Source organism: Trinickia fusca (genome assembly GCF_003628145.1).
GTDB classification, from domain to species: Bacteria; Pseudomonadota; Gammaproteobacteria; order Burkholderiales; family Burkholderiaceae; genus Trinickia; species Trinickia fusca.
This window is the reverse complement of sequence record NZ_RBZV01000005.1, coordinates 298,483-324,732: the sequence shown is the minus strand read 5'-3', so window position 1 is coordinate 324,732 and position 26,250 is coordinate 298,483. Positions and strand designations below refer to the sequence as shown.

The following is a 26,250-nucleotide window of genomic DNA, read 5'->3' as shown; positions in this document are numbered from 1 at the left end:
GTCTCGGTGTAGTAAATCCGCCGTCTTTGTTTCATTTGCAGCACCCCTCAGGCTCGCAAAGCCTTTAGTGTGTTGCATCGACCGGTTGAATCCGCAGTGCGGAACCGACGTTCGAATGGCCGTTCGATAGCATAGTCAAACGCCCGCAGTTGGCCGAAAAAGGACACGTTGGACAGTCTGCGTAGTTCGCGCCGACTAGCCGGAATCAATTCACATCGAGCACTATGATGACGCCGTCGGGGCCTGAGCCTTTCGGCTTGGTAGCTGGATCAAGCGGCAACGCGTCACGACGTACTAAGGAGAGATTGGACGCATCGGCATCGGCATCGGCTTCGGCTTCGGCTGGCCATATCACGGGGGCTTTTGCAGGTATGACGTAAAGACCAGCGTCGGTGCGTGTTCTGGGGTGTAGCTGGGCGACCTCAATATCCAGTCCCTCATACTTCTCCTGCAGGGCTTGGAGGTGTTTGATGTATTCAACAAGTTTCATTTTCATGTCCTGAATAAAGTGCCAGTGAGTAATATCGGGTTTCGCGTGGCGCTGGGTCGCGACTAGGCGGATGCTGAGGATTTTCAATGGCGCAAGCGACTTCAAGGATGACGTTTGTGAACGGGCCGTGCTCGAGCGAGTTCACGAAAAGGGTTGGCCGGCATTCGTCCATCCAGAGTCGACAAAGGCAAGGGTGCACACTTCTGTTTTCTGCGTCGCAGCTACGCCAGTATGGTCTTGATGTGGTGAATAGCCGCTGCAGGATGAGTCGCTCAAAGAAGGACGACCAACGACCGCTGATGTCCGGACTCGGCTAGATGCCTTCAGCCGGGTCCGCCCCTGAACGATCATACAGCTTACGAAAGCAGAGCCATCCGTTGATGGGTTGATTGCCGGCCAGTTCGTCGACCGCCACGGTATTTCGTGCAGCGTGGCGTTACGCGAACGCCGGCTTATGATATTGCGAACTCGCTATATCTATCGATGCCAGCAATTCCATTAGACAGTGAATACACCCTTGCCAATCAGGAAAGGCGGCCAACCAGAGGGAAAGTCTTCGGGGTACCTCTTTTCCATTCCCCGACTTCTGTATCGAGCGTGTAGCGCATCACAGAAATCAAGAGGTCACGTCCGGACGCTCTAAGTACAATCCGATTAAACTGAAGCGGTTGGGAGCCGCGCTCTTTGACGCCGACCCCCGTGCTTCCGCAGCCAACAACCACTAGGCTGTTGGTTCCATCGCCAACCGTCTCTTCGTGACCGTGATGTCGATGACCATGCAGGACAAGTGAGAAGCCACTCTCTAGCAAGCGCTTTTTTACCAACGCCGCGTCAGACATCAACTGATCCTGACCGAGTTGAGCTTCTATGCTGACCACAGGAACTATATGGTGATGAAACAAAGCTACTTTTATCCAGGCCCCATCGCCGCAGCGATCTGCCAGTTCATGGAGCGCATTGTTCAACTGGCTTGCACCTATATATCCGCGGCCATCCCCCTCTTTGATTAGCACAGCCGAATTAAAGGAAACAAAAGCTACTTTTAGCCCACCAAGTTCCAGAGCGAAGACTTCATACATTCGCTCTGGCTCCAGATTTGCCGCAAACTGTTGCCGCCGAACCAGGCTATTCCGGAAGGTTACGTAAGGTTGAAAGCCGATCGACTTTGATTCAGGGTCCGCATTCTGCAGAGCCCAGTTCACGTCATGGTTGCCCGGAACCAAAATTATTTCAGGCACTGAATCTTGCGTGACCCTTTTCTGAATTATCTCATTGACCGCACTGGCAGCCGATTTAAATTCAGAACTCAATCCGCGCTGAGTAATATCACCGGTGAGAGCGAATACGTCGAAATCAAATTTTTCGGTGTTTGCGACTAATTCGAAGCTGCCAGCCAGCTCAATTTTGTCGGCTTGAGGAATACCATCCCTTGCGTGCGGAATGTCCGAGAAATAGTGACCTTGCCCAAAATGAAGATCTGACATATGGATGATCTCCACGCAAGCGCTACTGTCTGCATTTTGTTCGTCCGTCAATGACTCCCGGTCCTTCGTTAGCCGGCGTGGGGTCGCAGCCACATACGCCTGGAACAACGGATCGCTGAAAGCGTAGTGGTGCTCCTTGACCTTTTTCAGTTCTTGCCCGTATGCGTCTTTCTGTAGGTCGGCAACCCAGTAGGATGGATTGGAAACGGCTTCGGCATCTGCCACCGGGTACACGACCGAAGTGTGTACTGTGGGCTTGCAGTGCTGGGCAAACAAGCGCAAGACAGTCTCTCGTTGCGTCGAATGCCCGATTGCTCGTAAGTAACGCTGCTCAAGCCCAGAATCAGCTTTTTTGAGTACAACGTCTGAAAGTGACCTCTGCAGATCACCTAGTTCAATAACTTTGTCCTTGCCATTGAACGCGGACAGCAGGGACGTTCGCCCAATGAGGTGCAGCAGGTAAGGTTGCCCACAAACAAGTCTTACCATGTCAGCTTTGGCGTCGCGAGAATAAACGATCTCATTGGCGATTGATCGTTCGGCCGTGTCGATTACTGTCAATAACTCGCTATTCTGCATTTTTTCTACAGGAAGCTTTCCCGTAGTTAATTGCCGATCGATAGAATTGTGGTCTCGAACCAGTTCGCGCTCAGTAGTCGCAATTCCTGTGATGACGAAAATAATTCCGGGCGGGCAGGCTTTCAACAGCGAGGAGAAACCCTCATGGTGGTCGATTAGTTCAAATTCGTCGATGAAAATTACAAGTCCATGCGATGCAGTTTTAGCTATCGACTTCGCGCGCGCCCAAAAATCAGAAACAAGTTTTGCATCGAGGCTTGGCCCAAGCACATATGAGCCTGGCTCACCGAACTCCAACAAGAGCTTTGAAAATTTCCCGAGTGCCGCGCTGTCTATGATCAATCGATACAGCAACTGATTGATGTTGTTGACAGACTCATCTCGGACCAAGTAGCACGTCACAAAGCTGAATACCTCATCGGCGAGGCCGGAGCCAATGTCTGCAAGGATGCCGACTTCCCCCCCCGCAATGATTTCAAGTTGCTTCGCCAGTGACGACTTGCCAATTCCTCGTGGGCCGTAAATGAAGATATGGTCTCTCGCCAGCAAAAGTTCCGCGCCCTTTTCTAGCTGTTCGCGCCTTCCTGCAAAGCGCTTCGGGTCGGAAATTTCCTTTGCCGGCTGGAATGCGGCCAAGATTTTCTCTCGTGTTATTGTCATCGAACGTGCTCTTGAAGATTATGCTCTGGGTCGTGACGCATTGTACGACAACGTCGTTGCTTAGCCGGGAGCAGCCCGTTCGGAACACGGTGACTACAACCAGTATGCTGTGTGACAATCGTTTCCTTTGGCGATCGCACCGGTCAGTGAAGTCCGTTCATGGCAGAACCCGGCCCGATGAAGAGGGGGCTCGGTAAGCCAACCGCTATGCTGCATGTGGAGCAGCCCCCTCGCCCCCACATACGGCACTATCCCACTATAGTGAGATCGGCGAGGAGCGCCTTTGCTCCCTCGTTACACGGCATCACATCGGGTGAGAATTTCTCTAACCGCAAGCTTGGCCGGCTCAGGGGTGCATGAACGTCGAGCGAATCATGGCGACGAAGGCGTCCGCCTGCTCAACCGCCCAACGGGCGTCTTCGTCGGCAATCGTCTCGCCCGTGTAATCTGCCAACCGGCGCAGTCGCTCTACCTTATTGATAGCGCTGCCAAATTCCGGCGCGACGAGGTTTGTCTTAACCAGCTGCAAACCGAATGCCGCGATCAATCCGCTGTGTTTTCTCAGCGACGATTCGGCCGAGAACGAAACTCCAGCAGCAAGAAGCGCAACATATGCCGCATAGAACATCGCGTAGTAAGCGCGATTACACGCGCCTTCAACGTCACCGCTATCCAACAGCAAATAAGCCGCTGCCAAAGCACGATCGTGCTTTGGCAAGATAAACCCCCTGCTGTCATGCTCATAAGCGAATACCTTCGCGGCGGATGTTTTCGATCAATGCGGGGTTGCTGAAATGCTCGGGGTGCTCCAATTCGTTTTCCCATATGGGCAGCGCTTCGACCAGTACTCCGGTATCGAGCAGCACATCGAATGCGATTCCGGCCAAATCGAGCGCAATGGACGTGCGCGCACCGTGCTCGCCGCGGATCACCACAGCGATGTCCGCGTCGCTATCCGGCCGATGCGTATGGCGCGCACGGCTACCGAAGAGGATCGCCTGACTAACGGCATAGCGGCCCCCGATGCGTTCCATGAACGCTCTCGCAGCTCGAGCCGTTTCGGCATCGACGAAAACAGATTTTCCCATTGCGATCTCGGACTGTCTTGGCGCTTCATGATGACTGACGAGTCTACGCTTGTCTGCCGTAAATGCGTAAGCGCCGATCCATCACCCGTGCGGTGCGTCGGATGCACCCTTACTATTGCTTTCGCCAATCACACCCGGCTGCGCCGCAGCCCCCGCATACGGCACCATCACACTGCGCAACGGATTCGCAATCTCGATCCCCCGTGCGCGAAACGTCTCGAGAATCCGCCGATTGAACTCGCGCTGCACAGGCCAGCGCGACGAATCCCGACATTGAATCTGCCCGACCAGCGCCACCATCGCGCCATCCACCTGATCGACGCCCCAAAAGCTGAAGTCGGACACGATGCCATCCTTGAACTGCGGATCCTCCCGCAGCGCCGCGCCGATCTCCTTCAGCGTCGCGATCGCGCGATCAACGTCCTGCCCATACGCGATTGACACCTTCACCGCCGCATTGCCAAGCCCGCGATTGGTGTTATTGACCGTCGAAACCGAACTGAACGGCACCGTATACAACGAACCATCACTCCCGCGCAAACGCACCGTGCGGATCGACAAATACTCGACGGTCCCCGACACACCCGCCACCGTCACCCAATCACCAACCTGCAACGCGTTCTCCATCAGCAGGAACATGCCGGTGATGAAGTCCTGCACGAGCTTTTGCGAGCCGAAGCCCAGCGCGACGCCGAAGATGCTTGCACCGGCCAGCAACGGCGCGATATTCACGCCGATTTCGCTAAGGCCCGTCAGCCCGACGACGAGCCCGATGCCGATCAGCAGCGTCGTACGGAACATCGGCAGCAGCGTGCGCAGCCGCGCCGCACGCGCGAGATCGCCGGCCGCCGTCCACTTATGAAGGCGCCGCTCGATCGACACGTTGATCGCCTCCCACAGCAGGAGCGCAGCCAACGTCGCGATTGCAATCGTCATGCATGCCGACACGAAGCGACGACCGACGCTCGTCTCAATCAAGCTCTGCCATACGTCGACACCCCACACGCCGAGCACGAAGTTCGCGGCCACGAGCACGATCGCGATCGAGATCAGGCGTCGCAGCAACGGGTAGTAGCGAAGCGCGCGTTGCACGGCAATCGAGCCCTTCTCGCTCTCGTCGTCGTCCGACTTGAAAATGCGTCCAAGCACGCCGAAGGTGACAATACCCGCGAGCCGCGCGCCGATCAGGATGAGCACCGACGTGCCGCCGTGATGCAGCAGCAGGCGATAGCCGTTGCGCACGTCGAGTGCCCACACGAACCACAGCGCGATCACGAAGAACACCGCGATGCCGGCCCACGCATCGGCCAGCCAGTTGACCATGAACGCGAACGGGCGCGAGCCTCCCGCCGAACCGCGCATCCACTCCGCCACAGGGCGGCGGATCTGGAGGATCAGGATCGTCACCATCACGTGGCCGGTCAAGGTAACGAGCTTGACGATGCCGAGGTGGGCATCGGGCGTGAGGCCGAGCGGCACGGGCGTGGCCGCCAGCACGGCGCCGATACCGAGCACCACGGCAAGCCGCACGATCCAACGCATGCCGAAGGCCGCCCATTGATCCGACAGCCGCAACAGACGCAGCCGCGCGGCATTCGGCGCGAACAGGAAGCTGCCCGCGAGGACCACGCCGCGTGCGATTGCATAGATCTCGATCAACGATTCGAGCACACTGGCCTCGGGCGTGCCGTCCTCGGTCAACATCGACATCGCCGTGATCGCGATGCCAACCGTAAGGGCCACTGGCAGCGCACGCAGGAAAACGTGCAGCAGCGAGAACGGCAACCGTTGCAGCAGCGACCAATGGCGCCCCGCATAAGCCGCATTGCGTTGTGCACGCTCTGCGCGTTCGGCGTCGATGTCGACACTGTGCTTCGGCGCTGCTTCGTCGGAATGGTTGGCTGTGGTACTCGCTGCCGCTGCCGCCTCGGCAGCCGCGGTGTCGGTCGCCTCGCTGCGGGCCGCAAGCAGTGCAATGCGCTTCTTGAGCGCGCGAGCCAGCACCGCGCCGACGAACCAAGCCGGAAACAGCACAGCCGGAAGCGTCCAGGCGAGCCGGCTCAACTGCGCGCGGCCCCACGGGCTGTGGATCTCGTAGATCCACCACGCGCGGGCCGAGGGCATGTCGAGCAGCGCAGAGGTCGAGCGGCGCACAGCCGCACCGACTTCGCGCAGGCCGCCGACGACTTGATGCGAAACCTGCGAAGCAAGGCCGTTCGCGGCGATGGCTCCCATGACACCCGAGGCGGCGCTAGCTGGCGTGGCCGCAGCGGCCCCTGAGGCCGGTGGCGCGCTCAACGCCCCAGCGGCGGCGATCGCGCGCAAGGTGTCGGAAAGCTGGGCACGGGCCTTCGGATCGTTGAGCACTTGCAGCGCGCGCCGCGCTTGCTCCGGTGTCAATGCGACGGGAGAAGGATTCGAAGCGGGCGCAGGCGCCGCAGCCCAAGCGGCCTCACGCGTCAAAAATGTCAAAGAAACAAAACAGAGGAACAGCAGACCAGCCAGAATGAGTTTGCGCATAGGACCGTGTAGAAGCGATGCAAAAGACGGAAGGCAAGCGGCCCGCCATGCCATGGCGGCGCCCACCCGATGTCGATATGACTTCGTTCACACGCGAAGGATTCCCTGCACCGGCATCTATACGGCGTCGCGGCCTCGGGGGCTCTACGGCCTAAGCCACCTCGATGCGCGGCTCGCCGGCCGTCATGCGTCCAATCACCGCCGCTTGCAGGAAGCCGTCGGCCCGGAAGCGTGCGAGCACGTCGTCGACGGCCTGCGGCGCGCACGCAACGAGCAATCCGCCCGAAGTCTGCGGATCAGTGAGCAATGCGCGTGCCACGGTCGGCAATGCGTCATCGAGCGTCACGTGCTCGCCATACGAGGCCCAGTTGCGCGCCGACGCACCCGTGACGATACCGCGCTCGGACAGCGCCTGCACGCCGGGCAGCCACGGCAATTGCGCATAGTGCAATCGCACGCCCAGGCTCGCGCCACGCGCAAGCTCCAGCGCATGGCCGAGCAAGCCGAAGCCCGTCACGTCCGTCATCGCATGCACGTCGTCGAGTTCGGCCAGCGCAGTGCCGGTTCGATTGAGCTGGGTCGTCGTCGCGATCATCGCCGCATAGCCGGCCGCATCGAGCTGGTCTTTCTTCAGTGCGGCCGATAGCATGCCGATGCCTAACGGCTTACCGAGCACGAGTACATCGTCGTGTCGTGCCGATGCGTTGCGCTTGACCCGCGACGGATGCGCAACGCCGATCGCCGCCAGTCCGTAGATCGGCTCGACCGAATCGATCGAGTGGCCGCCCGCGATCGGAATGCCGGCCTCGGCACACACATCCTCGCCGCCACGCAGCACTTGTGCGATCGTCTCACGCGGCAACACGCCGATCGGCATCGCGACGAGCGCGAGCGCCAGCAGCGGTCGCGCGCCCATCGCATAGAGGTCGGACAGCGCGTTGGTCGCGGCGATGCGGCCGAAGTCGTACGGATCGTCGACGATGGGCATGAAGAAGTCCGTGGTCGCGACGACGGCCTGCGAGTCGTTGAGCCGGTAGACGGCCGCGTCGTCGGACGTCTCCGTACCGACCAGCAAGTCGGGAAACGGCAACACGCTCCGGCCGGCACGCGCAAGCAGATCGGCCAGCACGCCGGGCGCGATCTTGCAGCCGCAGCCACCGCCATGCGACAAGCTCGTAAGACGTGGCGTCGCCGCGTGCGCACCGATCGCATTGGTCGCGTCGGCGGAAGTCGCTTCGGAATCCATCGCCTTACGCTCGCTCGAGCACCGCCATCTCGCGCACCAAGACGAGCAGCATCGAGAGACTCGCCCCGCCACTCGCACGCTGTTCGGTCAGCAATTGTCCGTAGCGCTCGAGCGGTGCCGTGCGTTTGTCGCGCCACGCGTGCGCGATCGCGTCGACCGTGCTGCCCGCCGACTCCTGCGCGAGCGCGCTGACCGTCAACGCGCGCTTCAAGCGTGCGAACTCGGCCAACGCTGCCGCGCGCGCGAGCAGGTCCCAATGCGTATGCGTCGGCAACGCGGCGGCGCGCTCGGCGATGAAGCCGTAGTTGACCACGGTGCCGAGCGCAAAGTACACGCCGGCGACGAGCTCGATCGGCTGCTCGGTCGTCGCAGCCACTTCGGCGATGTCGAGCAACGCGGCGGAAATGTCGCCGCTCGCCACGCGCATCGCCAGTTGCTCGTCGACGCCGGCCTCCTCCAACGAGCGGCGGCGCTCGGCCAGCGCATCGAGATCGGCGCTCGGCAACAGCTGCGGCAGTTGCGGCGCGAGACGTTCAGCCGCGTCGCGGCAGCGCGCGATGAGCGCGGTCACCCCGTCGCCGCCCGTGCGGTCGACGCCAACCATTTGCAAATGCCGCAAGAACCACAGCGCCGCGCGATCGACGAGCCGCGCGACCTCGACGAACATGCGCGCCTGCACGTCGTCGGCCACGCGGTTATCGAGCGCATCGATGCGGCGCCACACGTCGTCGATATCGAACACGTCCCGCGCCATGATGCATGCGCGCACGATGTCGCTAGGCTTGGCATCCGTCTCTTCCTGCAAGCGATGCACGAAGGTCGATCCCACGCGATTGATCAGCGCGTTGGCCAAATGCGTGGCCAGAATCTCGCGCTTGAGCGGATGGCGCGTGCTGGTATCGGCAAAGCGCGTCTGCAGCGGCTTCGGAAAATAGTCGCGCAGCATGTCGGCCACCAGCAAATCTTCAGGTACGTCCGATTCGAGCAGCTCATCGAACAGCCACATCTTGCTGTACGCGAGCAGCACGGCTCGCTCGGGCGAGGTCAAACCTTGTTTGGCCGCCTGGCGCTCGGCCACCTCTTCGTCGTTGGGCAGGAACTCGATCGTGCGATTCAAGCGGCCCATCCGCTCGAGCGAACGCATGAGCCGCACCTCGGCCTCGAACAGCTCGGGCGCGTAACGTCCCGCGATCGACAGCGCCTGCGTCTGTTGATAGTTGTCGCGCAGCACGAGCTGTCCGACCTCGTCGGTCATCTCGGCCAGCAACGCGTTACGCTGCTTCTCGGTCATCTCGCCGTCGGCCACCACGAGGCCGAGCAGGATCTTGATGTTGACCTCGTGATCGGAGCAATCGACGCCCGCCGAATTGTCGATCGCGTCGGTGTTGATGCGGCCGCCCTTCTGGGCATATTCGATGCGGCCGAGCTGCGTGAGGCCCAGGTTGCCGCCCTCGGCCACCACCTTCACGCGCAGGTCGGCGCCGTTCACGCGCACGCTGTCGCTCGCGCGATCGCCCACTTGCGCATGCGTCTCGCGCGTAGCCTTCACATAGGTGCCGATCCCGCCGTTGTAGAGCAGATCGACGGGCGCAAGCAGGATCGCGCGAATCAACTCGTTGGGCGGCAGCGTGGTCGCATGAATGCCGAGCGCCGCCTGCACGGCAGGCGAGATCGCAATCGTCTTGGCCGTGCGCGGGTACACGCCCCCGCCCGCCGAGATGCACGAGCGATCGTAATCGGCCCAGCTCGAGCGCTCGAGCGCGAACAGGCGCGTGCGCTCCTCGAAGCTCGTCGCAGGATCGGGATCGGGGTCGAGAAAGATATGGCGATGATCGAACGCCGCAACGAGCCGGATATGGCGCGACAGCAGCATGCCGTTGCCGAACACGTCGCCCGACATGTCGCCGATGCCGACGACGGTGAAGTCCATGGTCTGCGTATCGACGCCCATCTCGCGGAAGTGCCGCTTGACCGACTCCCACGCGCCGCGCGCCGTGATGCCCATCTTCTTGTGGTCGTAGCCGACCGAGCCGCCCGACGCGAATGCATCGTCGAGCCAGAAGCCGTAGTCGTGCGAAATCGCGTTGGCGTAGTCGGAGAACGTGGCCGTGCCTTTGTCGGCGGCCACGACGAGATACGGATCGTCAGGGTCGTGACGCACGACTTCGGGGGGCGGTACGATCCCCCCGCTCACGCGATTGTCGGTCACGTCGAGCAACCCGCGCAGGAACGTCTGATAGCACGCGATGCCCTCGCGCATCATCGCTTCGCGCTCGCCGGCGGGCGGCGGATTCTTGACGACAAAGCCGCCCTTGGACCCGACCGGCACGATGACGGTGTTCTTGACCATCTGCGCCTTCATCAGCCCCAGCACCTCCGTGCGGAAATCCTCGCGCCGATCGGACCAGCGCAGGCCACCGCGCGCGACGCGTCCGCCGCGCAGGTGCACGCCTTCGACGCGCGGCGAATAGACCCAGATCTCGAACATCGGCTTGGGCTCGGGCAGCCCTGGCACGAGCGTGGGATCGAGCTTGAACGACAGATACGGCAGCGGCTGCCCGTGCGCGTCGCGACGGAAGTAGTTCGTGCGCACGGTCGCATTGATGACGCCGAGGAATTGCCGAAGGATGCGGTCCTCGTCGAGATTCGGCACGGTGTCGAGCGCCGCTTCGATCTGCTTCAGCAGCGCGTCGGTGCGCGCGGCCTGCGCCGAGCCGACGGCCGGATCGAAGCGCGCGACGAACAGATCGACGAGCCCACGCGCGAGGCCCGGATTGCCGGTGACGGCACGCTCGATGTAGGCGTCGCTGAACGTCGAGCCGACTTGCCGCAGATACTTCGCGTACGCGCGCAGAATCGACACTTCGCGCGCGCCGAGCTGGGCGCGCAGCACGAGCCGGTTGAAGTCGTCGTTCTCGATCTCGCCGGCCCACATGCGCGCGAACGCTTCTTCGAACAGCGCCTTCACGTGCTCGATGTCGAACTCGTCCTCATCGGCGATCTCCAGCCCGAAGTCGTGCACCCATGCCGGCGCCTCGCCTTGCGGCTCGATCAGGTAGGGGCGCTCTTCGTCGACGCGCACGCCGAGGTGCTCGAGCATCGGCAACGAACGCGACAGCGCGATCGACTGGCCCGCGCGATAGACCTTGAACCTGAACGCGCGCGGCCCCGCTTCGATCGGTCGGTACAGGTTCATCGACAGAGGCTTGCCGCCGTAGGCCGCCTCCATGAGCTCGATGTCGCGCACCGCCGTGCGCGCCGCATAGTCCTCGCGATAGCCAGCGGGGAATGACTCGCCGTAGCGTTGCAGCAAGCGATTGCCTTCCTCTTCGCCGAAGCGTTCGAGCAGCGCGTCGGCCAGATCGTCCTGCCAACGCCGCGTGGCCTGCACGAGCCGCGCCTCGAGCTCGCGCGTATCGACTTGCGGCATCTCGCCGGGGCCCGTGCGCACGACGATGTGGATCCGCGCGAGCGGCGACTCCGACAGCAGTGGCGTGAACTCCACGCTCGTGCCGTTGAACGCTCCCGCCAGCAGCTTCGCGATGCGCCGCCGTAGATCGGTGTTGTATTTGTCGCGCGGCACGAACACGAGGCAAGACACGAAGCGCTCGAAGCGGTCGCGCCGCACGAAGAGCCGCGTGCGCTGATGCTCCTGCAGACGCAGCACGCCGAGCGCGATGTCGTAGAGCTCGTCCTGGTTCGCCTGAAACAGCTCGTCGCGCGGATACTGATCGAGCACGGTCACGAGCGATTTGTGCAGATGGCCCTTGGCGAGAAAACCCGCGCGCCGCACGATGTTCGCGCACTTGTGCCGCACGATCGGAATGTCGGCGTTCGAACCCGTGTAGGCCGTCGACGTATAGAGCCCGAGAAAGCGCCGTTCGCCGATCAGCTTGCCGTCGTCGCCGAACAGCTTCACGCTGACGTAATCGAGGTAGCCGGGCCGGTGCACGGTCGCGCGCGAATTGGCCTTCGTGAGGAACAGCGGCATCGGATCGTCGATGATCTCGGTGGCCGCGCGCGGCAGCGGCGTGTAGTCGGCCGCGCCAGGTTCGCGCAGGCTTTCGCGCAGGATGCCGGTGCCGGTGCCCGGCATGCCGCGCAGGGCAAGCGTGCCCTCATGTTTGACGAGCTCGTAGTCGCGTTGCCCAAGGAACGTGAAATGATCGGCGACCATCCATTCGAGAAAGGCTCGGGATTCGGCCGCCTCGGGGCTGCTGTCGCGTGCGCCGATCCGCTTGATCGTCTGCTTGGCGACGTCGATCATCTTTGGCCAGTCCTCGACCGCGGCGCGCACGTCACCGAGCACGCTCGCGATGTGCGCGCGCAATTCGGCCAGGCGTGCCGCGTCGCCACAGCGGTCGACCTCGAAGTGGATGAACGATTCGAGCCGCGCATGCTTGAGTGCGGCGTCATCCGCCGCCGCCGCGGCGCCGCCCGGTTCGATGCGCTCGATGGCGCCGTTCTGGTCGCGCCACACGCGAAACACGGGGTGAATGGCCGAGTGCAGCGTAAAGCCGCAGCGGTTGACCTCCATCGTCACCGAGTCGACGAGAAACGGCATGTCGTCGTTGACGATCTCGACGACGGTGTGATCCGAATGCCAACCATGCTCATCGAGCACCGGGTTATAGACCCGCAACGCTTCGGTGCCGGACACGAACCGCTGCGCGGTCTGCCAGTGCGCCATCGCCGCGCCGTACAGATCGGCAATGCTGCGGCTTTGCAGGTCTTGCGCGTCGACGAGTTCGTAGTATGAGCGCAGGAACGATTCGAGCGGGCCGAATGCGGCTTCGGGCCACCGGCCGCGCGCATAGTCGATGACATCGGCAAGCAGGTGCGCAACGGCTTCTTCGTTCTTCGCAAGCATGGTGTCCTCCGCGATGGGCGGCGATGCGTGATGAGCGGCTCGGTCGTGTGAGCGGCATTATGCGCCGCACCGATCGAGATGACGATGTGCGCCCGCACATAACGGGCTCGCCATGTTCAGCGTCCGTGCTCGGCCTCCCCCGCCAGCACGTCGAAGGACCAGGCAGCCAGCGCATCGGCCAACCAGGCCGGATCGTCGTGCGGCAAGTCGTGTCCGGCCCACGGATGCTCGAGATGCGCGGCGCTCCAGGCGGCCGCGATCTTGCGGGAACAGACGGGATCGACGAGCGCGTCTCGGGTCGACGACACCAGCAGCGTCGGGCAGCGCGGCGGCGTGGCCGCGGCGGCAAAGTGCGCGGCCGCCCATAGCTGCCGGCAGGCATTGGCGCGACTCACGGGCGCGCTGCGATAGATGGCGGCCCAGACGGCCAGATCGGCGTCACGCTGGTCGAGCCGGTTGCAGGTGAGGAGGTGAATGGCGGCTTCGGCGTCGCTCCGGTCTCGCCAGCGCAGCGCCGCGCATAGCAACTCGGGCCACGCGCCCGGGCACAACCGTTCGCGGGCGCTGCAAAACGGCCGCATGCTCGTGTTGATCAGCGCAAGCCGCTCGATCTCATGCGGTGCCTGTTGGGCCCAGGCCGTCGCGACCATCGCCCCGAGCGACATCGCGAGCACGCGAAACGGCGGCGTGTAGCCGCGCGCGCGCACATCGGCCCGTACGAATTCGAGCATCGCCGACACGCTGACGGGCGAGCGCATAGCCTGATGAATACCGCTGCCGGGCAGGTCCAAGCAGACGATCTCGCCTGCGAGGCCGCTCGCGCGCAGGCGCTCGGGCAATTGTGCCCAATGCCGTGCCTCGCGCGTCAAGCCGCGCAGCAAGATCCATGCGCTCATGGGGTGCGGTTCCGATACCAGTACTCGATGGCGCGCGTCATCAATTGTTGTCGCCCGTTTCCTTGCGGCAACCAACGTTGCGAAGCATAGGCGGCGCGCGCGAGAAAGTCGAAGAACGGCGCATGCCGCCGCAGCACGCGCTCGGTACGGTGCGCCTTGATCGGATTGAACATGCCCTCGCGCCGCAGGATCTGCACCGGATTCTTCTTGATCCACAGCCACGAGCCGAGCTCGAGCGTGAGCGGCAGGAAGATCGAAGGTGGCCGGCTGCGGTCGTAGGCGCAATCCCACAGATCGCCGTGCGCGAGATACTGGGTGCTTTGCGGCTCGAACTGATAGCCGTGGTGGGGATGCGCGCTCTCGAACATCGCCTTCAGCGCGAATATCTCCGGCAGATGCGCGATGTGCCTCGTCGACTTCGCGTAAGGAAACCAGACGCTGTCGCGAAAGCCGTAGCCCGAGTGACAATCGAGCGCGATGCTGAGCGGCCGAACGATCAGCTCCCGCTCGACGACGCGCATGAGCGCCGCCGACTCGGGCTCCATCGGCGCGCCGCGCTTGCCGCGATACCAAGGCAGCCACGGGCCGATCCGCTGGCCGCCAGCGAGAAACGGGACATGGCCCTCCGCGTTTTGCGGCGCGTTGCGCATGAGGTCGACGCCGTTCAGATTCGAGCGCCGCAGCGCCCACATGCCGCCGGGATTCACGATCGGCATGAAGACGATCCGGATCGATTGGAGCTGCGCGAGCAGCAGTTCGTCCCATTCCAGGCGGCTCAGCAGCGAGCGCATGTAGTCGAGCAGCAGCTGCGTGCCGATGCGTTCGAGCCCGTGGATGCCGGCAAAGAAGCCGATCGCGGGCGCCTCCGGGTCCGACGAACCGAGCGTCGCGACATAGACCGCGAATGAATGGCCTCGCGCGCTGACATCGCAGACGACATCGATCGTCAGACGCCGGCTGCCGGCGTCGAGAATCGCCTTGAGGTCTTCGTATTCGGCGAACGTGGCCTCGGGCAAGGGGGTGAGGATGGCGGTCATTCGCGATGGGCCCGAACGTCGTCGCGGCACAGCTCCCATGCGTGGCGCGCCGTCGGCAACTCAATCAATATAGGTCGTTTATCGCGCGACGGGCCCCTCATTGAGCCGGCTTTTGCGAACTCCCCCCATCCCGCGTGCGCTGCGCTATGTGCGATGGCACACGCAAGTTTGTCGCAGATTTGTCATATGACTGATGTCCGCGCCTGCCATAATCGCGCGCTCTTTTCATTGTCCTGACACACCCCGATGCAAACGGCCGTCATCGCTCTCGTCCTCGTCTCCGCCCTCATGCATGCGAGCTGGAACGCGTTTCTGCACCTGAGCGGCGATCGCGTGTCGCTACTCGGCGCGATGTCGCTGCCGTACCTCGTCCTGGGCGCGCTGGGTGCGCTGCTGCTGCCGTTGCCGGCCAGCGCGAGCTGGCCTTACATCGTGCTGTCCTCCGCGATCCAAGGCGCTTATTGCTTCGCCCTCGTGCGCGCCTATCGCCACGGCGAGTTCGGCCAGGTCTATCCGATCGCGCGCGGCTTGTCGCCGCTGGTCATCTGCGTGGCCGCGCTGGTGTTTGCAGGCGAAACGCTGCACCCGCTTGCGCTCGGCGGCATCGTGCTCGTCTCGTTCGGCATCGTCTCGCTGGCCTTCAAGCGCGACCTGCGGTTCTCGGCCGAAAGCGTGCCGTATGCGTTGCTGACGGGCCTGCTGATCGCGGGCTACTCCGTCGTCGACGGCATCGGCGTGCGCAAGTCGGGCAACGCGTTCAGCTACGTCAGCTGGGCCTACCTGCTCTGGAACGTGCCGCAGCTCGCGCTCCTGCACCGCCTGCGCGGCGGCTGGAGCGGACTGCTGACCTCGCGCGACGAGACACTGCGCGGGGTGCTGGCCGGCACGCTGGCGCTGGCGGCCTATACGCTCGTCGTGTTCGCATTCCGCTACCTGCCGATCGCGATGGTGTCGGCGCTGCGCGAGCTCAGCTCGATCTTTGCCGTGCTGATCAGCTGGCTGTTCCTGCGCGAAAAGCTGACGGCGCAACGCATCGCCGCCTGCGCGCTCGTGACGCTCGGCACGGTGCTGATCCGCATCTGAGCCCCGGCCGGAGCCCGATTCGGAGCCCCGTCCGAGCCGCGCTTCGCGCGCGAATTGGTTCCCTCGTTTTTGCCGAAATGGCTCTGAATCGAAGAGCCAAAGGTGGCTATAGTCCCCGTACCGGGCGACGCCCCCAAGGCTCGCCGCCCATACGATCGACGAACGGCAACGCGAGGAGAACACCATGACCAATGCCGAACTGCAACAGCGCAAGGACGCCGCCACGCCGCGCGGCGTCGGGGTGATGTGCGACTTTTACGCGGCCCGTGCCGAGAATGCCGAGCTGTGGGATATCGAGGGCCGGCGCTTCATCGACTTCGCAGCCGGCATCGCTGTCGTCAACACCGGTCATCGGCATCCGCGCGTCGTCGCCGCGATCCGCGAGCAGCTCGAACGCTTCACGCACACGGCCTATCAGATCGTCCCGTACGCCTCCTACGTCGAGCTCGCCGAGAAGCTCAATGCGCGCGCGCCGGGCGCGCATCCGAAGAAAACGGCATTCTTCACGACCGGTGCCGAAGCAGTCGAAAACGCCGTCAAGATCGCGCGGGCCGCGACCGGCCGCCCCGGCATCATCGCCTTTTCGGGCGGCTTTCACGGCCGCACGATGATGGGCATGGCGCTCACGGGCAAGGTCGCGCCGTATAAGGTCGGCTTCGGCCCGTTCCCGTCCGACGTGTTCCATGCCCCCTTCCCGAACCCGCTGCACGGCATTTCGACGACCGATTCGCTGCGCGCGGTCGAAACGCTGCTGAAGGCCGACATCGACGCGGCACGTGTGGCCGCCATCATCTTCGAACCTGTGCAGGGCGAAGGCGGCTTCTACCCGGCACCGGCCGAGTTCGTGCACGGCCTGCGGCACCTGTGCGACAAGTACGGCATCCTGTTGATCGCCGACGAGGTGCAGACGGGCTTCGCGCGCACGGGCAAGCTGTTTGCGATGGAGCACTACGAGGTCGCCGCCGATCTGATCACGATGGCGAAAAGCCTGGCTGGCGGCATGCCGTTGGCGGGCGTCGTCGGCCGCGCCGACGTCATGGACGCCGCTGCGCCGGGCGGCCTCGGCGGCACCTACGCGGGTAACCCGCTCGCGCTCGCAGCGGCCCACGCGGTGCTCGACGTGATCGACGAGGAACGGCTGTGCGAGCGTGCGACGCGGCTCGGTAACGCGTTGAAGGCCCGGCTTGCCGCCTTGCAGGCCGACGTGCCGCAGTTGGCCGAGGTACGCGGCCCCGGTGCGATGGTCGCTTGCGAGTTCCTGGTTCCGGGCACGCTCGACCCCGATGCGCGCTTCGCCAAGCGCGTGCAGGCGCGCGCGCTGGAACGCGGCCTGCTGCTGCTCGTGTGTGGCGCCTACGGCAACGTCGTGCGTTTCCTGTTCCCGCTCACGATCGAAGACGCCGTGTTCAACGAAGCACTGGACCTGCTCGAAGAAGCGTTGAAGGAAAGTGTCGGCGCAATGGCGTAAGCTCGGCGGATAGCCAATACCCTATTAGCCGTTGGAGCTCATATGCAGAATCTGGAAACGATCGAACTGATCGACGCATCGCTGCTGCAATCGAAAGCGTTCATCGCCGGCCAGTGGCTCGACGCCGACGACGGCGCGACGTTCGAAGTCCGCAATCCCGCGACGGGCAGCGTGCTCGCCACGGTGCCGAAGATGGGCGCGGTCGAGACGCGCCGCGCCATCGAAGCGGCCGATGCCGCCTGGGCAGCCTGGCGCGCTCAGCCCGCGAAGGCTCGCGCGGCGGTGTTGCGCAAATGGTATGAACTGATGCTCGCGCACGCCGACGACCTCGCCCGCATCATGACGGCCGAGCAAGGCAAGCCGCTCGCCGAAGCCAAGGGCGAGATCCAGTACGCCGCTTCGTTCCTGGAGTGGTTCGGCGAAGAGGCCAAGCGCGTGTACGGCGACACGATTCCGAGCCCGACGCCGGACAAGCGCCTCGTCGTCGTCAAGGAGCCGGTGGGCGTCTGCGTGGCGATCACGCCGTGGAACTTCCCGGCCGCAATGATCACACGCAAGGTCGGGCCCGCGCTGGCAGCCGGCTGCCCGATCGTCGTGAAGCCGGCCGAGGCGACGCCGTTGTCGGCGCTGGCCCTGGCCGTGCTGGCCGAGCGGGCGGGCTTGCCAGCCGGTGTCCTCAGTGTCGTGACGGGTGAGCCGAAGGCGATTGGCGCCGAAATGACGGGCAATCCGCTCGTGCGCAAGCTGTCGTTTACGGGCTCGACGGCCGTGGGCCGGTTGCTGATGTCGCAGTGCGCGCAATCGGTCAAGAAAGTCTCGCTCGAGCTCGGCGGCAACGCGCCGTTCATCGTGTTCGACGATGCCGACCTCGACGCCGCCGTGACGGGTGCGATTGCTTCGAAATACCGCAATAGCGGCCAGACGTGTGTCTGTGCGAACCGCTTCTACGTGCACGAGCGCGTCTACGACGCGTTCGCCGACAAGCTGCGCGCGGCCGTCGAGCAGCTCAAAGTGGGCCGCGGCACCGAGGCCGGCGTCACGCAGGGCCCGCTCATCAACGAAGCAGCCGTGCGCAAGGTCGAAACGCATATCGAAGATGCGCTGGTGAAGGGCGCGCGCGTGGCAACGGGGGGCAAGCGCCACTCGCTCGGCCACAGCTTCTTCGAGCCGACCGTACTGACGGGCGTCACGCCCGCGATGCTCGTGGCCAAGGAGGAGACGTTCGGCCCCGTGGCGCCGCTGTTCAAATTCGCTTCGGACGACGAAGTCGTGCGCCTGGCCAACGATACCGAGTTCGGCTTGGCTGCCTACTTCTACAGTCGCGACATCGGCCGCGTCTGGCGCGTGGCCGAAGCGCTCGAGTACGGCATGGTCGGCATCAACACCGGCATCATCTCGAACGAAGTGGCACCATTCGGCGGCGTCAAGCAATCGGGCATCGGCCGCGAAGGCTCGCATTACGGCATCGATGAATACGTCGTCGTTAAATATCTGTGCATGGGAGTGGGCTGAACCATCTAGAACCTGTCAACATTGACGGGTCTCGCCGTTTGGAACGTGGCTATAGTGGTGTGCATGGATGTCCTCTGCGCGCGCGACGCGGGACACCCCCACCTACTATCTTTCGACCGTTTCCCCCTGCCACTTCCACTGAAAATCGATGAGCTTGGCCGATCGTGTGCGAGCTGAACAGATTGCCGTGCTCTACCGGAATACGCCGCTCGTCGTCGCCGGCAGCGGCGTCACCGCGCTGATCCTCTGCGCATTGTTGTGCTACCGAGGCCACCTTTCGTATACAACGGCCGGCGCCTGGATCGCCGTCATGCTCGTCTCGACGGTGATACGACTGCTGCTCTGGCGAGGCTATGCGCGCGCCACGCCGTCGGTTGGAGATCGGCGCCGATGGGCGCATTGGTTTTCTGTTGGTAGCGGCGTCAATGGGCTGACGTGGGGACTTGGATCCCTGTGGCTCTTTGCACCGGCTCGCTTCGAAGACAATCTGCTGATTCTCTTCGTACTCGGTGCAATGGGGCTCGCCGCGCTCTATTCATTGGGCAGCTACCTGCCGGCGTTTCTGGCCTTCTACACACCTTGTGTGATTCCGCCGCTCATCTGGGTCGGCCTGCAGGGCGACCCTTCATATGGCGGCATTCCCGTGTTCGGTGCCGTTTATCTCGTCTTCATTTTCCTGTTCGCGCGCCGCATGAACGCCACCTTGGTGGAATCGTTGCGGCTACGCTTTGAAAATCTCGACTTGGTAAACGAATTACGTGAACAACGCGACTTGGCCTATCAAGCCAATCTCGCAAAATCGCGATTTCTCGCGTCGGCGAGCCATGACCTACGCCAGCCGATGCACGCGCTCAGCTTGTTCGTCGGGGCGTTGCGAGCTCGCAAGATGGACGACCAAGCGCGGAAAATGGTCGACCACATCGACGACTCCATACAGTCGATGAACGGCCTCTTCACCTCCTTGCTCGATATCTCGCGACTAGACGCCGGTATCGTGCAGCCCCAGCTCGAGACGTTTCCGATCGACCTGCTGCTCGCGCGCCTGCTCCACGAGTTCGCCCCCGAGGCAGCAGAAAAGGGGCTTGTGCTCCGGCTACACCGCTGCTCGCTATCCGTGACGTGCGACCCCATCCTACTGGAGCGCGTATTGCGCAATCTCGTCGCGAACGCAGTACGCTATACCTCGCGCGGCCGGATCGTCATCGGCTGCCGACGCGGCGAGCGCTTGCGGATTGAGGTGTGGGACATGGGACCAGGTATCGCCGACGAACATCGCGAAGTCATCTTCCAGGAGTTCTATCAGATCGAGAACCCGGAGCGCGACCGCAACAAGGGGCTCGGCCTGGGGCTCGCGATCGTCAAGCGCCTGGCAGCCCTCCTCGACGCACCGCTTACCTTGCGTTCGCACCCCGGCAAAGGCTCGTGTTTCTCCGTGTCCGTAACCCGCGCGCAAAACGCGATCACGGTACGCACGCTCGACGTCGAACCCCGGCCCGGCACGTTGGCACCACGGTTAGTGCTGGTCGTGGACGACGAAATCGCCATTCAGACGGCCATGACCACTTTGCTGCAGAGTTGGGGGTTGAGCGTCATCGCCGCCGGCTCAGGCGCGGAAATGCTCGAGCGAACCGCAGATTGCACGGTGCGCCCGAGTCTGATCATCTGCGACTATCGACTGCGCGACGAGGAGCATGGAACCGACGTGATCGAGCGGCTGCAAGCCGAATACAACGAAGACATCCCCGGCGTGCTGATTACCGGCGATACGGCGCCCGACCGGCTGCGGGAAGCACAAGAAAGCGGATTTCTTCTGCTACACAAACCCGTATCCGACGCAAAGCTGCGCGCCGCAATCGACCGCGTGTTCGCTGCATCCGATGACGAACCTGTCATCGCCGCGCCGCCTGATTCGGCGCGGCCAATCCCATCTGCCGCGCTGCATTTGCCGCTTGCGTCCGATTGACGACGTTGAGCAGCTTGAAGATCATCGTGATGTGGACCTTGACCGTTTTTTCCGCCAGGTTGAGCTTGCGGCCGATTTCCTTGTTCGAGAGTCCCTCGCAAACCCAATGCAGCACTTCGAGCTGACGCTCGGTGAGGTGTGCACTTCCCGTCTCGACCGGCCGCGCCTGCAGCATAAGCGGCGGCACATAAACATCGCCGGAAAGAACGAGGCGTAACGCGGACAGAATGGTCTGCGGACTCGCTGATTTCGGTATATAGCCCGACGCGCCGACAGCCAGTGCATGTCGCACGTCTTGCGGCTCTTCCGAGGAAGACACCACGACCAGCGGCATGTGCGAATACTGCTCTGCAAAGGCTTGCATGACCAACATGCCGTCCATGCCCGGCATGTAGAGATCGACGAATACCGCCGCGAGATCGGCATGCGATTCGGCGATCCGCAGTGCCTCGGCTCCATCGCCGGCTTCCAATACGACCGTGCCCACCTCGACTTGACTCAACAAGGCGGCTAAACCGGCACGCAAAGCAGGATGATCGTCCACCACGAGAAGCTTCATCGGCTGCGCCTGATCGGTGAGGAGCTGCGTCGAATTATTTGCGTGCCTGCCTTTTGTGACAAGTGCCAGGACAGGTCTTAGGACCAAGGCTTGAGGCTTCGGTCCGATTTACTACCGCGTGTCTTGTGTCGAAACTGTAAGTGCGGCTTTTGCAAACAACAATAAATCATCGCCGCCATGCCATTCCGAAAAATGAAAAACAGCTAAGCCGATTCGTAGCCGAATGGCCGTATGTAACGCATTTCTGTTCGGCCAAGAATCCTGTACCCGCATTCCTTTGCGCAAGGAGACCTACGATGTGCCAACACATGCTATTCAACGCACCGCTTCATCACGGTCAAGTTGAGCCGAGACTTCATGTCAGCGCACGCGTCATGGAATTGCCCGGCTTCCCGAGCACGACGCTCTATAAAGTGCCGAGGGGGCAGCGGTTTCCGTTAGTCGAGTACCCCATTGTCAATGTCGCCGCGGCGGGCCATACATGGCTGAACCTATATGGTTTTGTGGGCATGGCGCCATCGCGCCCGCAGTTCGATGAGTTCCCGATCTTCGCCGATGGACTCAACGAGGCTGGCCTGTCGTGCGCCGCCCTCTGGTGTCCGGGTACCCGGTATCCGGAACCCGGCAGCGGAAACAATCTCTTCTATGCGGATTTCGTCCCGTGGGCGCTAGGCAGGTTCGCCACGGTAGCCGAGCTCGAGAAGGAGCTCAAGTCCGGTGCGGTCAGGCTATTCGGACCCAAGGCCGACTCCAAGTTCTACATGCCCTTGCACTTTATCTCGGTGGACAGCACTGGAGCCTGCCTGGTTGTCGAATGCATGAATGGCGAAATGCAGGTGTACGGGCAGGAGTATGAGGCGCGACACCATGACGGTCTCGGCGCGACCGTGGCAGGTGCTTTGTCGAACGCGCCAAGCTACGACTGGCATCGCACCAACATCACGTTCTACGGCAACTTCACGCCGTTTAGCGAGGAGACGAGCACGACCAAGATGTACCCGCCCCCCGGCTGCGGACAAGTTGGCCTGCCCGCTGATGCGTCTTCACCCTCGCGATTCGTGCGAGCAGCGTTCTATCAGCAAGCCTTCAGCAGGCTCCCCAAAGATGGCGGCGGATGGCTTCCCGCGCCTCAGCGGACAGCGAGTGTCCCGTTGGGCGGCGAACCCTATTCGCATTCCGTACAGACGCTGGTGAATGTCGCGTTGCAAGCGACTCAGATTGTCATGGGCACACCATACGGCACGTTGCTAAGCGAAACGCCGGAAGGCGGAAGCAAGAAAGTCGGTGTGGGCGACTACTGCAACTGGACTGTCGTCCGTGATCACACGAACAAGACGCTCTATTACACGAGCGCCTTTAACAACCTTCTGCAACGGATCGATCTGAACGGCCTGAAATTCGATGATCGCGCACGGATGCCGGACTTCCCGTCAATTGCCGTGATTCCGCCTGCTCGCAACGAGTGGTATCAGGAAGCGACGGGGGCGTTCGTTCAGCCGAGGTAGAGCCCTTTCCCCGTCAGACTGATACCGATCAATCAGGCGAGTGCGTCGCTCGTCGGGGGCGTTAGGGCTTCCAACATGCGCGTGATGCCATGTGATGCAACTGACGCTCCTCCCATGCGCTGATGTCGATGTCGACATCGACCTTGAAGGTTGCCATGACGGCCGAATTGCATGGCATTTGAACATACGAATACCTGAACGAATGCCGCCGAACTCGGGGCGTGAAGCTCCTGGCCGCTTGTGCTGTGCATTTTGCCTGACCGCTTCGCCCTACCCGCCTCCCCTCCCAGCTCCCCGCTTCGCCAAGCGACGAAGCCTCGCCCCCTTCAACGTCCTTACACTTTAGCGGCAAAACGCATAGCCACGCCTTTGCTTATTTCGAAAAGTTGCATTTGTCTGCCATCCGGTGTTTTACTAGCAGCGCCATTATTTTGGCTTGGTATGCTGCTCGCCGCGCTGCAGGCCCCGCTGGAGGCCCGCCGCAGGTATATAACCATTGCCTCCCCCTCACAGGGAGGCGGCTCCAAAACGGTACAGCCAGCCGCATTGGAGCCGATCGAACCACTCCGAGGAGTCAACGTGAAAAAACTGTTAGCCGCCATGACCATTGCCGCGATCGCCGCTTCGGCCGGTGTCGCGCAAGCGAAAGACTGGAAGCAGATCCGTTTCGGTGTCGATGCGAGCTACGCCCCATTTGAATCGAAAGCCCCCGACGGCAAGCTCGTCGGCTTCGATATCGACCTCGGCAATGAAATCTGTAACCGCCTGAAGGCCAAGTGCGTCTGGGTCGAAAACGACTTCGACGGCATGATCCCGGGCCTGAAGGCGAAGAAGTTCGACGGCGTCCTCTCGTCGATGACGATCACGCCGGAACGCGAAAAGCAGATCGCGTTCTCGAAGCCGCTGTTCGACACGCCGACGGCGCTCGTCGCCAAGAAGGGCTCGGGCCTGCAGCCGACGCCCGAAGCGCTGAAGGGCAAGTCGGTCGGCGTCGAGCAAGGCACGATCCAGGAAACCTACGCCAAGACGAACTGGGAAGCCAAGGGCGTGAAGGTCGTCCCCTACCAGAACCAGGATCAGGTCTATCAGGATCTGCTGTCGGGCCGTCTCGACGCCGCCCTGCAAGACAAGGTGCAGGCCGACATCGGCTTCCTGAAGACGCCGCGCGGCGCGAACTTCCAGCAAGCCGGCAACTCGATCCCGAGCGGCGCCGCCGCCATCGGTCTGCGCAAGGAAGATGCCGACCTGAAGGCCGACATCGACAAGGCCATCGACGGCATGATGAAGGACGGCACCTACAACAAGATCGAAAAGAAGTACTTCGACTTCGACGTCGCGCCGAAGAGCTGAAGCTGATCGTGCGCCGGGCGCAGCCTCGTCTGCGCTCGATCGCCGATGCATCGAGGGCTCCGCTATGCGGAGCCCTTTTGTTTTGCCGGCCTCCCCCTCCCGCGTTTGGCTTTGTATTGTGCACTGCGAGCGACGTACAATCGAAAGCCCTTCTCTGATGTGGCATCGCGCCACGGCGCGCACCTGATATGCACAAACAGACCCATCCGTTGATCTCCCCGGCGCTCGGCACCGAGCGTCACCTGACGAGTTTTCACTACGGCCCTGGCGGCGGGCAGAAGGTCTATATTCAGTCGTCGCTACATGCAGACGAATTGCCGGGCATGCTCGTGATCTGGGCGCTGCGCCGCAAATTCGCGGCGCTGGAGGCGGCCGGCAAGCTGCGCGGCGAGATCGTCCTCGTGCCCGTGCCGAACCCGATCGGCCTGAGCCAGCATGTGCTGGGCCAGATGATCGGCCGCTTCGAGACGAACACGGCCACCAACTTCAATCGCAGCTTCTATGACCTCGCGACGCTCGTGATGCCGCGCATCGACGGCCAGCTGACCGACGATGCGGAGGAAAACCTGCGCGCCGTACGCCTGGCCATGCGCGACGCGCTCGCGGAGCAAACACCGCGCACCGAGCTCGAATCGCAACGTCTTGCGCTTCAGCGCCTGTCGTACGACGCCGACATCGTGCTCGATCTGCATTGCGACTTCGAAGGCGCGATGCACCTCTACACGAATCCCGACATCTGGCCGGACGTCGAGCCGCTTGCCCGCTACCTCGACGCCAAAGCGTCGCTGCTCGCACTCAATTCGATCGGCAATCCGTTCGACGAAATCCACAGCTTCTGCTGGTCGGAACTACGCACGCGCTACGGCGACCGGCATCCGATTCCGAACGGCACGATCTCGGTGACGGTCGAATTGCGCGGCCAGGCCGACGTCACGTATCCGTATGCCGAACACGACTCGCAGGCGATCGTCGAGTACCTCGCGCATCGCGGCATCGTCGACGAACCGCCTGCGCATATGCCACCGCTCGCGTTCCCGGCCACGCCGCTAGCCGGCAGCGAGCCGCTGATCACGCCGATTTCGGGCGTGCTCGTGTACCGCACGCCCCTCGGCATCTGGATCGAGCCGGGGCAGGACATCGCCGACATCATCGATCCGCTGACCGATCGCGTCGTCACGGTGAAGAGCTCGACGGCAGGCGTGCTCTACGCAAGGCATCGCACGCGCTTCGCGACGGCCGGCATGGAAGTCGCCCGCATCGCGGGTGCCAAGCCCTATCGCACAGGCGGCTTGTTGTCGGCTTGAGTCTCCCCTCGCATTACGTCACCCACGCCCGCTTCGTGCGGGCGTTTTCGCTTCTGCGGCTTCATTCGCCGGCCGTCGATCGAAACTCCTCCCAACTGCTATACCCGACCGGTATTCCGGCTTCGTCCACCATACGGCACGAACCGTCGTCGTTGTTGTCAACCGGGTGACCACTCCTGCTGACGCCACAGTCCTGACGCTGTGTTGTGGCCTCAGACGGTTGGGGCCTCGGATTGCCATCCTGATACACGTGGTCGGCGGTGTCCGGGCATCTGCCGAAATGCTCGTTGCAGTACTCGTGAGCGTTATCAATGGCCGTCTGTTGGTCGGAACTCCATCCAACGGCCATATGGCCGTTCGCCAGAAAGACCGCCCAATATGCTGGCGAACTCAACGATTTGATAATCTCGCATTTACCGTGCCCCCCGGCTTGCTTCTCCTTCTCATTGCAAACGCGAAGAGCCGCCTGCTTGGCGGATTCGACGGATTTTTGGCCGCCAACCCATGCGTAACGCACCCCGCCACCCTGTGCTAGTGCAGCGGCTGCGCTCGCGCTGCCGATGTGGCCGACAATCGCGCCCGTCAGGATTGTGGCGGTGACTACTCGGATAGTTCTTTTCATTTTGAATAACTCGC

At 62.6% G+C, this 26,250-nt stretch carries 18 protein-coding genes; 7 read left to right on the top strand and 11 right to left on the bottom strand.

The features are described 5' to 3' along the window. Nucleotides 1-205: 205 nt before the first annotated feature. The 9 genes from D7S89_RS15530 to D7S89_RS15490 all read right to left on the bottom strand — a co-directional run bounded on the left by D7S89_RS15530 (nucleotide 206) and on the right by D7S89_RS15490 (nucleotide 14,870). Entirely contained in the window at nucleotides 206-595 is a 390-nt protein-coding gene (locus tag D7S89_RS15530; RefSeq protein ID WP_147426669.1) for a hypothetical protein, read from the bottom strand. Between the two features lie 419 nt (nucleotides 596-1,014). Beyond that, nucleotides 1,015-3,189, bottom strand: a complete 2,175-nt coding sequence (locus D7S89_RS15525; protein ID WP_183085215.1) for a metallophosphoesterase — start codon at nucleotides 3,187-3,189, stop codon at nucleotides 1,015-1,017. A 370-nt stretch (nucleotides 3,190-3,559) separates the two neighbouring features. Then, entirely contained in the window at nucleotides 3,560-3,931 is a 372-nt protein-coding gene (locus D7S89_RS15520) for a HEPN domain-containing protein (RefSeq protein WP_121278581.1), read from the bottom strand. Between the two features lie 22 nt (nucleotides 3,932-3,953). Beyond that, on the bottom strand, nucleotides 3,954-4,247 hold the full coding sequence (locus D7S89_RS15515) for a nucleotidyltransferase family protein (protein WP_121278580.1): 294 nt from the start codon (nucleotides 4,245-4,247) through the stop codon (nucleotides 3,954-3,956). Between the two features lie 135 nt (nucleotides 4,248-4,382). Next, complete coding sequence (locus D7S89_RS15510; RefSeq protein ID WP_121278579.1) at nucleotides 4,383-6,821, bottom strand: mechanosensitive ion channel domain-containing protein; 2,439 nt, start codon at nucleotides 6,819-6,821, stop codon at nucleotides 4,383-4,385. Between the two features lie 151 nt (nucleotides 6,822-6,972). After that, a complete protein-coding gene (gene selD, locus D7S89_RS15505) occupies nucleotides 6,973-8,067 on the bottom strand; it encodes a selenide, water dikinase SelD (protein WP_121278578.1) in 1,095 nt (364 codons plus the stop codon). Between the two features lie 4 nt (nucleotides 8,068-8,071). Beyond that, nucleotides 8,072-12,937, bottom strand: a complete 4,866-nt coding sequence (locus tag D7S89_RS15500; protein ID WP_121278577.1) for an NAD-glutamate dehydrogenase — start codon at nucleotides 12,935-12,937, stop codon at nucleotides 8,072-8,074. A gap of 116 nt (nucleotides 12,938-13,053) precedes the next feature. Next, nucleotides 13,054-13,833, bottom strand: a complete 780-nt coding sequence (locus tag D7S89_RS15495; protein ID WP_121278576.1) for an alpha/beta fold hydrolase — start codon at nucleotides 13,831-13,833, stop codon at nucleotides 13,054-13,056. Then, nucleotides 13,830-14,870, bottom strand: coding sequence for a M14 family zinc carboxypeptidase (locus D7S89_RS15490; protein ID WP_121278575.1), 1,041 nt, complete (start codon nucleotides 14,868-14,870; stop codon nucleotides 13,830-13,832). The genes D7S89_RS15495 and D7S89_RS15490 overlap by 4 nt, the downstream gene beginning before the upstream one ends. 246 nt (nucleotides 14,871-15,116) lie before the next feature. Between D7S89_RS15490 and D7S89_RS15485 the strand changes: the two genes are divergently transcribed. The 4 genes from D7S89_RS15485 to D7S89_RS15470 all read left to right on the top strand — a co-directional run bounded on the left by D7S89_RS15485 (nucleotide 15,117) and on the right by D7S89_RS15470 (nucleotide 20,896). Beyond that, nucleotides 15,117-15,953, top strand: coding sequence for an EamA family transporter (locus D7S89_RS15485; protein ID WP_121278574.1), 837 nt, complete (start codon nucleotides 15,117-15,119; stop codon nucleotides 15,951-15,953). Between the two features lie 184 nt (nucleotides 15,954-16,137). Beyond that, nucleotides 16,138-17,421 carry a 4-aminobutyrate--2-oxoglutarate transaminase gene (gabT, locus tag D7S89_RS15480; RefSeq protein WP_121278573.1) on the top strand — a complete coding sequence of 428 codons (1,284 nt, stop codon included), beginning with the start codon at nucleotides 16,138-16,140 and terminating at the stop codon, nucleotides 17,419-17,421. A 42-nt stretch (nucleotides 17,422-17,463) separates the two neighbouring features. Next, entirely contained in the window at nucleotides 17,464-18,933 is a 1,470-nt protein-coding gene (locus D7S89_RS15475) for an NAD-dependent succinate-semialdehyde dehydrogenase (protein ID WP_121278572.1), read from the top strand. Nucleotides 18,934-19,087: 154 nt separating this feature from the next. Beyond that, nucleotides 19,088-20,896, top strand: a complete 1,809-nt coding sequence (locus D7S89_RS15470; protein WP_183085214.1) for an ATP-binding response regulator — start codon at nucleotides 19,088-19,090, stop codon at nucleotides 20,894-20,896. On the opposite strand, the gene D7S89_RS15465 is transcribed toward D7S89_RS15470, so the two are convergent. Further along, entirely contained in the window at nucleotides 20,823-21,455 is a 633-nt protein-coding gene (locus D7S89_RS15465) for a response regulator (protein WP_121278570.1), read from the bottom strand. The genes D7S89_RS15470 and D7S89_RS15465 overlap by 74 nt on opposite strands. A gap of 296 nt (nucleotides 21,456-21,751) precedes the next feature. On the opposite strand from D7S89_RS15465, the gene D7S89_RS15460 reads away from it, so the two are divergent. From D7S89_RS15460 to D7S89_RS15450, 3 genes are all read left to right on the top strand, one after another. Further along, nucleotides 21,752-22,960: a linear amide C-N hydrolase gene (locus D7S89_RS15460; RefSeq protein WP_121278569.1), complete on the top strand. Its 1,209-nt coding sequence runs from the start codon at nucleotides 21,752-21,754 to the stop codon at nucleotides 22,958-22,960. A 579-nt stretch (nucleotides 22,961-23,539) separates the two neighbouring features. Continuing rightward, nucleotides 23,540-24,310 carry an ABC transporter substrate-binding protein gene (locus D7S89_RS15455; protein ID WP_121278568.1) on the top strand — a complete coding sequence of 257 codons (771 nt, stop codon included), beginning with the start codon at nucleotides 23,540-23,542 and terminating at the stop codon, nucleotides 24,308-24,310. 188 nt (nucleotides 24,311-24,498) lie between these two features. Further along, on the top strand, nucleotides 24,499-25,614 hold the full coding sequence (locus D7S89_RS15450; RefSeq protein ID WP_121278567.1) for a succinylglutamate desuccinylase/aspartoacylase family protein: 1,116 nt from the start codon (nucleotides 24,499-24,501) through the stop codon (nucleotides 25,612-25,614). Nucleotides 25,615-25,675: 61 nt separating this feature from the next. Here the strand turns inward: D7S89_RS15450 and D7S89_RS15445 are convergent, their stop codons facing one another. Continuing rightward, nucleotides 25,676-26,236, bottom strand: a complete 561-nt coding sequence (locus tag D7S89_RS15445) for a DUF4189 domain-containing protein (protein WP_121278566.1) — start codon at nucleotides 26,234-26,236, stop codon at nucleotides 25,676-25,678. Nucleotides 26,237-26,250: the final 14 nt, after the last annotated feature.

Bases quoted from the DNA above. Each gene is read 5' to 3' on its own strand.
- D7S89_RS15500 (WP_121278577.1), bottom strand. From the start codon at position 12,937: ATGCTTGCGAAGAACGAAGAAGCCGTTGCGCACCTGCTTGCCGATGTC.
- D7S89_RS15460 (WP_121278569.1), top strand. From the start codon at position 21,752: ATGTGCCAACACATGCTATTCAACGCACCGCTTCATCACGGTCAAGTT.
- D7S89_RS15495 (WP_121278576.1), bottom strand. From the start codon at position 13,833: ATGAGCGCATGGATCTTGCTGCGCGGCTTGACGCGCGAGGCACGGCAT.
- D7S89_RS15475 (WP_121278572.1), top strand. From the start codon at position 17,464: ATGCAGAATCTGGAAACGATCGAACTGATCGACGCATCGCTGCTGCAA.
- D7S89_RS15485 (WP_121278574.1), top strand. From the start codon at position 15,117: ATGCAAACGGCCGTCATCGCTCTCGTCCTCGTCTCCGCCCTCATGCAT.
- selD (WP_121278578.1), bottom strand. From the start codon at position 8,067: ATGGATTCCGAAGCGACTTCCGCCGACGCGACCAATGCGATCGGTGCG.
- D7S89_RS15465 (WP_121278570.1), bottom strand. From the start codon at position 21,455: ATGAAGCTTCTCGTGGTGGACGATCATCCTGCTTTGCGTGCCGGTTTA.
- D7S89_RS15515 (WP_121278580.1), bottom strand. From the start codon at position 4,247: ATGGAACGCATCGGGGGCCGCTATGCCGTTAGTCAGGCGATCCTCTTC.
- D7S89_RS15445 (WP_121278566.1), bottom strand. From the start codon at position 26,236: ATGAAAAGAACTATCCGAGTAGTCACCGCCACAATCCTGACGGGCGCG.
- D7S89_RS15490 (WP_121278575.1), bottom strand. From the start codon at position 14,870: ATGACCGCCATCCTCACCCCCTTGCCCGAGGCCACGTTCGCCGAATAC.
- D7S89_RS15450 (WP_121278567.1), top strand. From the start codon at position 24,499: ATGCACAAACAGACCCATCCGTTGATCTCCCCGGCGCTCGGCACCGAG.
- gabT (WP_121278573.1), top strand. From the start codon at position 16,138: ATGACCAATGCCGAACTGCAACAGCGCAAGGACGCCGCCACGCCGCGC.
- D7S89_RS15510 (WP_121278579.1), bottom strand. From the start codon at position 6,821: ATGCGCAAACTCATTCTGGCTGGTCTGCTGTTCCTCTGTTTTGTTTCT.